We start from the raw sequence: 11,397 nt of genomic DNA, 5'->3' as shown, positions 1-11,397 counted from the left end.
GAGTTCCATCACCCTTCGATCTTATTGGAGTGGGGCAAAGTCAACGTCACTTGGTGGAGCCACTCACTCAAAGGCCTACACAAAAATGACTTCATCTGCGCCTCACGTTGCGATGTGTTCGCGGTGAGTGAATAGACTTTTGGGTTTCGAGGAGCTGTCTTTCTTATCTCTGTGATGCGATTATCTGATTATTCAGCTCATAATGTGAGTTGAATAATTACCTTAAACAGCTCATAGTATGAGTTGAATAAGTGATACTTTCGCATCATGGGGCGTAATATGTGGATTTGGCAGCAAGATAATTGGCCAAACTTTGTTTGGGATAATCAGAAAATAGGCGTGAGGTTAAGAGAAGTACGGCTTAATCAGGGCATTCTATTGGGCAAGATTGCCTCACAGTCTGCGGATCAATCCCAAACCATGCTCGACACCTTATTAGCGAACATAGTCCATTCCAGTGCGATTGAGGGAGAAAAGCTTAATGCTTTCTCGGTCCGATCTTCTTTAGCCAATAAACTCGGTGTCAGTGAAGATCGACCTTTTCCTACGACAGAACAAACCGATGGCCTAGCTGAAATTATGTTGGATGCGGTGCAGAACCTAACAGAGCCATTAGCGCTTGATAGGATCTTACATTGGCACCGTAGACTGTTTCCTCAAGGCTACACCATGTTTAACCCTGTAGTCGGAGGTCAGCTAAGAGGTGACACTCCGATGCAAGTGGTATCAGGAAGAATTGACCGTCCAACCGTGCACTTTGAAGCACCTAGCCGAGACATTCTTGATGCTGAGTTAGATGCGTTTATCACATGGTTCAATGATTCACTTACCGACGCTACACTCGATCCCTTACTTAGAGCTGCGATAACTCACCTTTGGTTTATCACCTTACACCCGTTAGATGATGGTAATGGTCGTATTACTCGATTGTTGACTGACTTGGCGTTAGCACAGGCCGAGCAGCAGTCGGTACGTTTCTATGCGATGTCGGTGGGGATTCTCGCTAACCGCAAGCATTACTACGAGATATTGGAGCGAACCCAGAAAGGGGGACTCGATATTAGCGAATGGTTGATGTGGTTCTTAGATACGTTAGACGAGACGTTTACAGGCGTTTTCGCTGAGGTTGATCAAACCGTTTATAAGACTAACTATTGGCGAAGTATCGACCAAACTAAGCTTACAACAGAGCAAGTAAAAGTGCTGAATAGGATGCTCGATGGTGATTTTTATGAAGGTATCAATGCCAGCCAATATCAGAAAGTAGCAAAGGTGAGCAGTGCCACAGCAACACGTCATTTGAACGCTTTGATTGCGCATGGCTGCTTAGTCAAATCTGGTTCTGGTGGCAGAAGCACGCGCTATCTGTTGCCGGAGTAGGGTTTATGCCTTTGATGTATCTCAGGGTAAGTTTGACCTAGCTATTAGCGACCACATACCCCTGCTCTGCTTTCAATTTAGCGTATTAAAAACTCATAAATCTCAAAAGAATAATGTTATGCAACTGCAGTTCTATATTGGTATTATGATACTTTGATAAGCGTGATGAATCGAGTTAAATGATGCAGTTAGATGAGTATATTAAAGAGACGTTAGTACAGATAGTAAAAGGCGTGAATGATGCTGCTCAAGAGGTTTCTTCGTTAGGTGGTACTGTTAATCCTCATGCAACGTTTATTGATGTTGGTTTTGATGTACACCCTGAAAAGCCACCAAAGCAAACTATTAAATTTGATATAGCAATCCAAGTAAAAGAAAGTACTGATGTTGATACTAGCGCAAAAGCCAAATTATCAGTTTTCTCTATCGGAGGCGGTATTAAAAACTTAGATGAATCAAACATTGCTCATAGAGTCACTTTTGAAGTTCCTTTAGACCTCCCCTGCCAAGCTTTTACTAATATAGAGTAAGTGTGTTAGTTATGCTGCTGCTTTTCTCGAAATACAGCAGCATTGGCCATACAAAGATAACATTTACCCCCCTACTTTTTATCTTGTAACGGCTCTTTAGCCAAATGCACTTTCCCAAACTAGCTTGACCTGCATCAGCGACTTGCTGCTTTCTCGTCCTACAACCCCCACTATTGCTCATAGTATTGGTTTTATGAGGCTGCTCTATGATATATTTCTCGGCCAAGCGTATTACAGACGAAGGCTAATAATGTCTATCAACCTTTCACTCCTTCCACCCAGTGAGAAAAATAAAATCGAACTGGATAAGCAAGCATCGTTTCTTGTATGGAAACTGAAGCAAGCGAAATGTGGCCCTGAAGCCATTGTTGAAGAAGCAATGAAGCTAGGTGATCCAGAAGAAAAGACTTGGTTTGAGCAGTCTGTAGAAAAATACAAACGGGTAATGGGTGTCGCATAAACGCAGATAAACCTTACCCAGCAAAGCTGTTGAATTGAAATGACGCAGTAATTTGCTAGAATTTGCACCGTTAATTGAATCAGAGAGAAGATCCCGATGGGAAGAAGTTTTGAAGTGCGCAAGGCCTCAATGGCGAAAACTGCAGGCGCAAAAATTAAAGTTTATTCTAAATACGGTAAAGAGATTTACGTACTGGCTAAGAACGGCAGCTCTGACCCAGACATGAACCTACCTCTTAAGCACCTGATTGCTAAAGCGAAGAAAGACCAAGTACCCGCTCACGTTATCGACAAAGCGATCGATAAAGCGAACGGCGGCGGCGGTGAAGACTTCCAACCAGCTCGTTACGAAGGTTTTGGCCCAGGTGGCACAAGCGTAATCGTTGACTGTTTAACAGACAACGGTAACCGTACTTTCCAAGATGTTCGCCAATGTTTCGTTAAAACTGGCGCGAAAATCGGTGTTGAAGGTACTGTTTCTCACATGTTCGCTCACCAAGCTGTATTCCAGTTTGCAGGCGAAGATGACGAGATCATCCTAGAAACGCTAATGATGGAAGACGTAGACGTGACTGACGTTGAGCTAGAAGACGGTGTTATCACTGTATTCGCTCCAACGACTGAGTTCTTCAAAACGAAGACAGCACTAAACGCTGCGTTCCCAGACCTAACGCTAGACGTTGAGGAAATCACTTTCGTTCCTCAAACAACTACGCCAGTAGCTGAAGAAGATTCTGAGAAATTCCAGAAGTTCTTAGACATGCTTGACGACTGTGATGACGTTCAGCAGGTTTACCACAACGCTGAGCTGTAATATCAATCTATAATTGATAGCTTTGCTCTTGTGAGTAGAATGTAGAATACAAAAAACCGAGCCTAGTGCTCGGTTTTTTTATGGGCGTAATTCAGACGTTTATCCGTGAGCATGACTCTTTGATCGCAGCCCCTTGATGGCAGCTTCTAGATCATAGCTCCTAGAGCATAAGCCCTTGATCATCGTTCCGTGATCTCAGGCACGCAAAGCGTTCTCGGGCGACAAATCCATGCTGAGAGTTTTCTGATCAAAGGAAGCACGGTGAGGTTGAGCGTGATAGCACACGGCCAAGCAATGAAAAAGCTTTGTAGCCAGATTGGCGGCCACTCGGTGCTGAATCCCATTTTGTAGCCAGAAATTAACCCAGACATGATGGTCGCCATGGTCAGGGAGGATAAAATCGCGGTTACCCAAAATTGTTTGTTGTTCATACTGTGTTCTCCCGTGATTTTCTGTTGTTGATGAGATAAGGTTACATCTATCCATTAATGAGAAAAATAGGCACATATAGAAGTATGAATTCCATATTTGGAAACATTGATGATCTGTTCTTATTCTGTGCAGTGGTTGAAGAGGGCTCTTTGCTATCGGCTTCTAAACGGCTGCAACTCCCAGTGTCGACTATGTCGCGTCGGTTAACCGCATTGGAAGATCGCCTCAATATCCGACTTTTAGAAAAGAAAGGTCGTGAGCTGGTGGCCACCAAAGACGGCGAGGCGGCCTTTTCTGCACTGAGCAGCGGCATGGAGTCGATTCATCAGGGCTTTAATAGCTTGCTAGAAGAGCGTGATGCTATCCAAGGCAAGATTAAGCTCGCAGTGCCTCATAACTTCTATAGTGGCTTTCTAGGGTCGACAGTAGAGCAATTCCTCACTCAATATCCGAACGTTCAGCTCGACCTAACCCTGAGCCAGCAACAGCTTATTCCGCAGACCGATCGTGACTTACTGATCACGTTTAAAATCTCGGACATGGAAGGCATGATTGCTCGACCGCTGTTTAAAGCCAAACACGGTTTTTTCGCGAGCCAAGAATATTTGGATTCGCGTGAAACAATAGAAAATCCGGACGATCTGGAGCATCAAGATTGGATTAACGTCGATGATGTGTTTGATATGCCGCTCTACAAATCCGATCGCTTAGAGCAGATGATCACGATTAAACCCAAGTTCATCGTCAACGATATTCATGCGGTGGCGGCCGCGGCGCAAAAAGGCTTGGGGCTTGCTTCATTGCCTTTTCGTCATGTATCCCCTGAGATGAATTTAATTCAAGTGCTCCCTGAGTATCATCGGGGTGATCGCCAAGCGTATTTAGTGTACAAAGAAAGAAAATATCAGCCAAAGGCTTTGACCCTGCTTATTGATGCATTGATTGAGAGTGTTCGATCTTTTCATAGCGATGACTTGGTCAAATAAAAGGAGAAAGAAATGAAAGTAAGTTTTATCGGGCTAGGCGTTATGGGCTTTCCAATGGCAGGCCACCTAGTCAAAGCCGGTTTTGAAGTAACGGTATTTAACCGCACTCACAGCAAAGCGCTAGACTGGGCTGATAAACACCAAGGTAAAGCCGCAGAATCTGTGGCTGAGTGTGTCGCAGAAGCTGACGTGGTATTGGTTTGTGTGGGCAACGATGACGACGTTCGCAGCATGACAACCAGCGAAATAGGCGCATTGGCAGCGATGAAGCCAAACGCAATTCTTGTCGATCACACCACAACGTCGGCAGTTCTGTCTGAAGAGCTTGAAGTGGCTGCGAAGCAAGCAGGTATTCGCTTTATGGATGCACCAGTGTCTGGTGGCCAAGCGGGCGCAGAAAATGGTGTGTTAACTATTATGTGTGGCGGCGAACAAGCGCTATTCAATGACCTTCAGCCTGTGTTTGAAGCTTACGGTAAGTCGTCAGTTCTGATGGGTAAAGTCGGCCAAGGCCAACGCGCAAAGATGGTCAATCAGATCTGCATTGCAGGTGTATTGAATGGTCTTTCTGAAGGTTTGGTACTTGCAGAGAAATCAGGTCTTGATATCCCAACTCTGGTTGATTGCCTTAAAAATGGCGCTGCCGGTTCATGGCAGATGGAAAACCGCGCGACCACAATGGCGCAAGATAAATTCGATTTCGGCTTTGCCATTGATTGGATGATCAAAGACTTAGGTTTCTGCCTAGATGAAGCAGAACGCCAAGGCATCCAACTTCCTTTGACGGAAAAGACCAACAACGCCTACAAGACACTGTCTGCCCAAGGACAAGGTCGCATGGATACATCAGTATTGATGAAAGCTGTAGTTGAAGAGACTAAGAAGTAGAAGAAACTAAGAAATAGAAGAGTTTGAATAGTAGACGAGATTAAGTAGAGAGACTAAAAGTCGTCGAAGCTTCGCTCTGTTTTGACAAAATAGCCGCTAACTAGCGGCTATTTTTTGTTTTTAATCAAAAAGAAAAATAACATATTTTTCAACAATGTAAGTGGTTGTAAGCTTATTTTGGTTGAAAGTCCATCAGCACCGTTCGCGTGCTGCGAGATCTGTATCAATTTCGCTTCACTCTATGCTGGTGAATTGTTTAATTGATCAAGTTATGTTGCTATTCCATTACAAAATAGTTGAGGAACGATCGCAGCTTGAACTGATCTGTTTAGGTTGGCGGGTTATAAGTCAATGATAAAATCATTAAAAAGCGTGATACAATTATCATTATTAATAAATTCCCATACATTATTTTTCAGGGTTATATGAAATCAATATCAACAAAGCTTCTTCTAGTTCCACTGTTCTTTTCTATCTTTTTAGTTGTAAGCAACTTAAAAAGCGAAGCTACTTCAAATGAGGTTATGGACAGTTTTCACTCTGTGTACGAGGACCGAGTCATTCCGTTATCTGATTTGAAAAGTATTTCGGATTTGTACGCGGTAAGCGTGATTGATGCGGCGAATAAATACCATGTGGGAATGATAGAGCAGACGGCTTTTTATTCTGGTGTTTCTGTTGCGATGAAAGAGGCTCATGAGCTATTCCTTCATTATCTGGCAACGCAGCTAACACGAGAAGAAGAGGGGTTGGCAAAAGAGCTTCAACTTAAAATAGACAAGGTGGAGCGAGAAGTACCATTAATTCTTGATAAACATAGAAATATGATGATTGATGATTCTGAGATGATCACTCAGCTTTATCTCCTTGTTGATGATATGGGAGGCGTTCTTGGTGAATTGATCTCATTGCAATTGGACGTCGCTAAGGAAGAATTAGCCCATTCTGATTCAGTTTTAGAGTCCAACTCTTCTTTCTCATGGTGGCTGGTTCTTTTCTCTTCTATCGTTGCTTCTGGCTCATCTTATTTCCTAGTGAAAAGAGAATTGAGAAATTTACCATTGATCGTAAATTGGATTAGAGCCCTTGAGAATGGACGTTTATCGGACGTTAAATTGAAAGAGGGTGGAAATGAGCTCGACACTATTTCAGATTCTTTGTCTCAACTGTCTGCAAAATTGAATGATATCCTGTCACAGGCAGGTGTAAGCATGAATTCAATTAACCAAAAGCAAGAAGAGTCTTTAGCTCTGATAGAGCGATCCCAGAGTAACTCTTTGAATGAACTATCATCGGTAGAGCAAATCGCGACGGCCGCGACTGAGTTATCTTCAACAGCGAGAGACGTTGCTGACAACGCACAAAGAGCTGAGCAGTCAGCAATGGAAGCGAATGACATTATTCAGCTAAGCCATGGAACATTGAAAAACTCAACTGACACGACAGAAGAAATTTCTGAATCAATATCAGAAACTCAAACGGTCGTGAATTTACTTAGAGAGCACTCAGAGCGTATCAGCAGTGTTGTTGAGGTAATTAAGAACATCTCTGAGCAAACCAACTTGTTAGCGCTTAATGCCGCGATTGAAGCGGCTAGAGCCGGTGAGCAAGGAAGAGGGTTTGCTGTTGTTGCTGATGAAGTAAGAGCTTTGGCTGGGAAAACTCAGCAGTCCACTATCGATATCCAAGAGATCATTGCGCAGTTACAAGACCAATCTAAGCAAGCGGATGAATCTATGGTGAAAAACGTTGAACTGATGCGCTTAACAAAGTCTACGACTGATGAGCTTGCTCAATCTTTTCATTCGATATCAGAAAAGGTTTTAAGTATTTCAGAAGTGAATGCCATCGTTGCTACGGCATCAGAAGAGCAAAGTGCCGTTACGACAGATATATCGACACAGCTTGAAAATATGAACGTACTGGTTCAACAAAATATTGAAGGCATTGATCAATCAGCTCAAGCAAACCAAAGCGTTGTTGAAGTAACGAAAGAACTCAATTCAGAACTAAGCTTTTTTAAGTTAGACAAATAACCAGTCGATGCTAGTGTGCTTTTTCTTTAGAAATTAAGCCCCCTTGATTTAGATGTAATAATTGAGACCATGACAAGATAGCCGCCATTGAGCGGCTATTTTTTTGTCTGGTATATGTGTCATTGAATACATTACTTGGCTTAAAGAGGCCCGAATAAATCGTTTATTTAACTCAATAACGTTCTTCAGGGATTAATTTTCATACGCAATTGTTTGCACTGTGCTTGGTTGGGTTTGTTTAAATTTACACAATCAGCTGTTGGTACAGCCTGTGCTTTGGCCATTGGTAAGCACGATCGCTCGGCAAGTATCCTTCTCTGAAGCTTAGCAATGCTTCTTTTTCTGAAACTCGCTCCTTTCTTCTCGTTTTCTTGTACTGCTCACGTACAAAGTTTCCCGATATTCGCTTTCTAATTCCCAATATTGCTATTGTTAAGTTAACGCTTAGATGAGAATAAGTCCTATTAAGGAGTCATCTATGTATCTATCTGACAAGATGAGCGTCACTCAAGCCCTCATTGCACTATTAAAAACGGAAAAAAAGCGTATCACTTATACCAGTGTTAGCGCCGTGTTGTGCGTGTTCGCAGAACTTGCCACTTGGATTTGCTTATACGTCGCATTGAGCAATTATCTGAACACCCAAAGTCTGAATTTCTACTTAGCCCTTATGACTATCGCAGTTTGTGTGCGCTATTTTTTCTATGCGATATCGGTATGGCAGGCGCATCTTGCTGCTTATCAAATTATTCAGACCATTAGGCAGAAGCTTGTTCGTGCTCTGTCTGAAATGCCGACCGTTAAACTGATGCAATACCATCGTGGAGATTTAGAAAAACGACTCAATGATGATTGTCAGAGCCTTGAGCCTCTTATTGCTCATCATACTACCGATATTATTACTGGAACTTTACTTCCGTTTGTTTTGCTTGGTTTTATGGTTAGCATCGACTGGCAATTAGGCTTAATCGCATTAAGTCCTCTCCCCCTCGCTGTGATTGCCCAAACAGTCATGATGCGTGGCTTTTCAGATAGACAAAAAAAATACAATCAAGTCGTTGCGAATATGCACAAGGCGCAGCTTGAATTTTTACGCAGCATCGGCGTGATGAAACTTTTCGGCGTTGATGCTGACTCTTACCGCCAGTTAAGCCATAACATGACTAAGCACCACAAGCTGGTTAACGCTTATACCAATCAAATGGTTGGAGCATGGGTCACCTTTACCACCTTAGCTCAAGCGTCTTTGGTTCTTGTTATTCCATTCGCCATCGTAAAATTGACCCAAGGTTCATTAAGTCCAGTCGAGCTCGCAATGATCGTGATTCTTTGTGCCGGCATCCTTAAACCATGGTTGGATCTAACACAGATATTTGGGCAAGTGCAGCAGTCCTTCTCTTCTTTAGAGCGAATACTACCTCTGTTCCCCTTAACGTCGGATCAATATTTCAAATCCGTTGCAACGCCTTATGTCGAGCTTTGTTGTGAAAATTTAGCGGTCAAACGTGGCTCACTCGACATCGTCAGTGGGCTGAACCTTCAGTTATCTCATGGCGAATGCATCGTAATTCAAGGAGCGTCAGGCTCAGGGAAAAGTAGTGTATTGGCAACACTCTATGGAGAACTAGCAACATATGAAGGCGATTGGTTTATTAACCAAAAAACCGTGTCTTCGATGTCCGATAGAGAGCGAAGCCAATTTATCTCAGTTGTAGACCAACAGCCGGTTTTCTTCAGCGCATCAATACGTGAAAACTTGGTCTTAGGAGATCGATTGATACACGACTCCGTAATTCTCAAGCTCCTCGATATGCTTGGACTTTCTGCACTTATCGAACAACTTCCTAATGGTTTGTATTGCAGTATGGATGAAACCGAACGCAATTTTAGTGGAGGGGAACTACAACGGTTAGCCATCGCTCGTGCCATGCTGGTATGCCCTGTCATTCTGGTTTTAGACGAAGCGACTTCCCATCTAGATAAAGTAACGGAAAATCGTGCTCTAGAAGCAATTCGTAAATATGCACCGCAGCAAATCCAATTGGTCATCAGTCATGGTCCACAAGCACTAACCATCGCTAACCGAGCTTTTTCATTATCACACGGTCAACTTAAAGAAATTGACCTTGAGGAGGCCGTCTGTGCGTAACACGCTCAAGCTACTCGATCACGCTGATATCAATCCAAAAACGTTTTTGGTTGGTATTGCAGGTAAGGTACTCAGTGAGATCCTGCCATTAATTTGTTGGCTACTGGTATTCGGAGCCCTTACCAAAACATTGTTACTTCCTCTTGAAGCCCTATTCGCAATTTCACTTATCACGGTTGTCGTTCAGTGGCGGTTAGGGCAATCCGCCAAACAGAGCTTCTTAGGCGCTTATGACATTACCCACCAACTGAGAAAAGTACTACTACATGACATTCGCAGCCAACCGTTTTCCAAGATAGTAGGTCAAGGTCTGGGAGAGCGCATTAAGCTAATCACTCGTGACTTAAAAGCATTCGAAGACATTTTTAGCCACTTAATTGCTGACTTGGTCTCGGCTCTAGTGGTTCCGTTCGCGATGCTTTGTGTAATGCTATTTTGCTCACCTTACCTTGCTTCACTTATGCTGATTGTTATGGTGAATGCGAGCCTATTATTGTGGAAATTCGAAGATGATTTTTCCAAAAAAGCACAGCGCCATGTCGATAAAAACGCTTCTTGCACCAACAAGTTGCTCGAATACATTGCTTGTTTACCCACGCTAAAACGCTTTGGTCGTAGTGAAGTATTAGCGACGCCACTTAGTCAAGAATTAGCTGACTTGCGCAAAACAGGGTTAGGGGTTGAATGGGTTGGCGGAATAGGCGTCATTTTAGCAAGCTTGCTGCTTGAGCTTTCTATTCCAATGGTCGCAGGTCTTGGTGCTTACCTAAATAGTATTGACAACCTTACTATCGGGGAGTGGTTAGTTTCGATCATTTCTGCGGTTGCTTGTATCCGACCATTTGTGCGAATGGCTATTTTTTCTACGTTGTTGAGATACATGGCAAAATCTGCAGATCGCTTGTATTCCTTGAGTCAAGAGCCACAACAACCTGTGCATGGTGTTCAAGCGCATCATCACGATATCGAATTCAAAGCGGTTGAGTTAACTCTGGGTGGCAACACCATTCTTAAAGACATCAATTTACAGGTTCCATATGGTCAACATATTGCGCTTATTGGTACCAGTGGAGCAGGAAAAACCACGCTGTTGGACTTGCTCGCGGCTTTCCATATTCCAACTCACGGGACAGTAAAAATTGGAGGCAGTACGGTAGCAGCTACCGGGACAATGTACTGGTATCAGCACATCTCCTACGTAACCCAAAATGTGCAATTGTTCGCTGGGACGTTAAAAGACAACTTGCTCATCGCTAAAACAGACGCAAGCCCTCAAGAACTGGAGACAGCAATCACAACTGCAGGACTTGATGAGCTGCTCGCCCGATTGCCACAAGGGCTAAACACCGAAATAAATGAGAATGGCAAGGATTTATCGGGTGGAGAACGTCAACGCTTGTCCCTCGCAAGAGCGTTACTCCATGATGCGCCAATTGTGTTGCTCGATGAGTTTACATCTGCTCTCGACCACCCAAAGCAACAGGAAATACTGCAAAGCATTACCGAGAGTTTTGCATCTAAAACCATGATCACAATAGCGCATCGTTTGGACACCATTGCTGATGCCGATTGCATCTATTTGATGAGCCAAGGTCGCATTGATGATTTTGGCTCGCACGAGCAATTAATCACAACCTCTTCGCACTACCAGTCTCTGTGGGAAGCTCAACATAATAATTAAAACGCCAGCGCTGTGAGTAGTGCTAACTTATTCAGATTCAAG

At 43.4% G+C, this 11,397-nt stretch carries 11 protein-coding genes; 10 read left to right on the top strand and 1 reads right to left on the bottom strand.

Annotated features, from left to right (window positions below; genetic code table 11):
- From AB4232_RS13460 to AB4232_RS13440, 5 genes are all read left to right on the top strand, one after another.
- Nucleotides 1-135, top strand: a 135-nt coding sequence (locus tag AB4232_RS13460) for a 4a-hydroxytetrahydrobiopterin dehydratase (RefSeq protein ID WP_372087324.1), incomplete at its 5' end; no start/stop codon positions are given.
- Nucleotides 136-279: 144 nt separating this feature from the next.
- On the top strand, nt 280-1,380 hold the full coding sequence (locus AB4232_RS13455) for a Fic family protein (RefSeq protein ID WP_372087322.1): 1,101 nt from the start codon (nt 280-282) through the stop codon (nt 1,378-1,380).
- Nucleotides 1,381-1,559: 179 nt separating this feature from the next.
- Nucleotides 1,560-1,910: a hypothetical protein gene (locus AB4232_RS13450; RefSeq protein ID WP_258183730.1), complete on the top strand. Its 351-nt coding sequence runs from the start codon at nt 1,560-1,562 to the stop codon at nt 1,908-1,910.
- A 250-nt stretch (nt 1,911-2,160) separates the two neighbouring features.
- Nucleotides 2,161-2,370, top strand: a complete 210-nt coding sequence (locus AB4232_RS13445; protein WP_139683639.1) for a DUF3283 family protein — start codon at nt 2,161-2,163, stop codon at nt 2,368-2,370.
- A 96-nt stretch (nt 2,371-2,466) separates the two neighbouring features.
- Nucleotides 2,467-3,183: a YebC/PmpR family DNA-binding transcriptional regulator gene (locus AB4232_RS13440; protein ID WP_009846045.1), complete on the top strand. Its 717-nt coding sequence runs from the start codon at nt 2,467-2,469 to the stop codon at nt 3,181-3,183.
- A gap of 179 nt (nt 3,184-3,362) precedes the next feature.
- Here the strand turns inward: AB4232_RS13440 and AB4232_RS13435 are convergent, their stop codons facing one another.
- Nucleotides 3,363-3,614 carry a DUF2798 domain-containing protein gene (locus AB4232_RS13435; protein ID WP_017078381.1) on the bottom strand — a complete coding sequence of 84 codons (252 nt, stop codon included), beginning with the start codon at nt 3,612-3,614 and terminating at the stop codon, nt 3,363-3,365.
- Nucleotides 3,615-3,698: 84 nt separating this feature from the next.
- Between AB4232_RS13435 and AB4232_RS13430 the strand changes: the two genes are divergently transcribed.
- The 5 genes from AB4232_RS13430 (at nt 3,699) to AB4232_RS13410 (ending at nt 11,355) form a co-directional block, all read left to right on the top strand.
- Nucleotides 3,699-4,601, top strand: coding sequence for a LysR family transcriptional regulator (locus tag AB4232_RS13430; protein WP_029224452.1), 903 nt, complete (start codon nt 3,699-3,701; stop codon nt 4,599-4,601).
- A 12-nt stretch (nt 4,602-4,613) separates the two neighbouring features.
- Nucleotides 4,614-5,489 carry an NAD(P)-dependent oxidoreductase gene (locus AB4232_RS13425; RefSeq protein WP_269335329.1) on the top strand — a complete coding sequence of 292 codons (876 nt, stop codon included), beginning with the start codon at nt 4,614-4,616 and terminating at the stop codon, nt 5,487-5,489.
- A 425-nt stretch (nt 5,490-5,914) separates the two neighbouring features.
- Nucleotides 5,915-7,525 carry a methyl-accepting chemotaxis protein gene (locus AB4232_RS13420; RefSeq protein ID WP_012601273.1) on the top strand — a complete coding sequence of 537 codons (1,611 nt, stop codon included), beginning with the start codon at nt 5,915-5,917 and terminating at the stop codon, nt 7,523-7,525.
- A 478-nt stretch (nt 7,526-8,003) separates the two neighbouring features.
- Nucleotides 8,004-9,674: an ATP-binding cassette domain-containing protein gene (locus AB4232_RS13415; protein ID WP_372087321.1), complete on the top strand. Its 1,671-nt coding sequence runs from the start codon at nt 8,004-8,006 to the stop codon at nt 9,672-9,674.
- Nucleotides 9,667-11,355: an ABC transporter ATP-binding protein gene (locus tag AB4232_RS13410; RefSeq protein ID WP_372087320.1), complete on the top strand. Its 1,689-nt coding sequence runs from the start codon at nt 9,667-9,669 to the stop codon at nt 11,353-11,355. Before AB4232_RS13415 ends, AB4232_RS13410 begins: the two co-directional genes overlap by 8 nt.
- Nucleotides 11,356-11,397: the final 42 nt, after the last annotated feature.

Origin of the sequence: Vibrio sp. 10N.286.46.A8 (assembly GCF_041470165.1) — a bacterium.
Classification (GTDB): Bacteria; Pseudomonadota; Gammaproteobacteria; order Enterobacterales; family Vibrionaceae; genus Vibrio; species Vibrio tasmaniensis_A.
The sequence above is the reverse complement of the archived record's forward strand: the minus strand, read 5'-3'. Positions and strand labels throughout refer to the sequence as shown.

Coding starts and splice junctions, on each gene's coding strand:
- AB4232_RS13420 (WP_012601273.1), top strand. CDS start 5,915: ATGAAATCAATATCAACAAAGCTTCTTCTAGTTCCACTGTTCTTTTCT.
- AB4232_RS13445 (WP_139683639.1), top strand. CDS start 2,161: ATGTCTATCAACCTTTCACTCCTTCCACCCAGTGAGAAAAATAAAATC.
- AB4232_RS13440 (WP_009846045.1), top strand. CDS start 2,467: ATGGGAAGAAGTTTTGAAGTGCGCAAGGCCTCAATGGCGAAAACTGCA.
- AB4232_RS13430 (WP_029224452.1), top strand. CDS start 3,699: ATGAATTCCATATTTGGAAACATTGATGATCTGTTCTTATTCTGTGCA.
- AB4232_RS13455 (WP_372087322.1), top strand. CDS start 280: ATGTGGATTTGGCAGCAAGATAATTGGCCAAACTTTGTTTGGGATAAT.
- AB4232_RS13450 (WP_258183730.1), top strand. CDS start 1,560: ATGATGCAGTTAGATGAGTATATTAAAGAGACGTTAGTACAGATAGTA.
- AB4232_RS13435 (WP_017078381.1), bottom strand. CDS start 3,614: ATGAACAACAAACAATTTTGGGTAACCGCGATTTTATCCTCCCTGACC.
- AB4232_RS13425 (WP_269335329.1), top strand. CDS start 4,614: ATGAAAGTAAGTTTTATCGGGCTAGGCGTTATGGGCTTTCCAATGGCA.
- AB4232_RS13415 (WP_372087321.1), top strand. CDS start 8,004: ATGTATCTATCTGACAAGATGAGCGTCACTCAAGCCCTCATTGCACTA.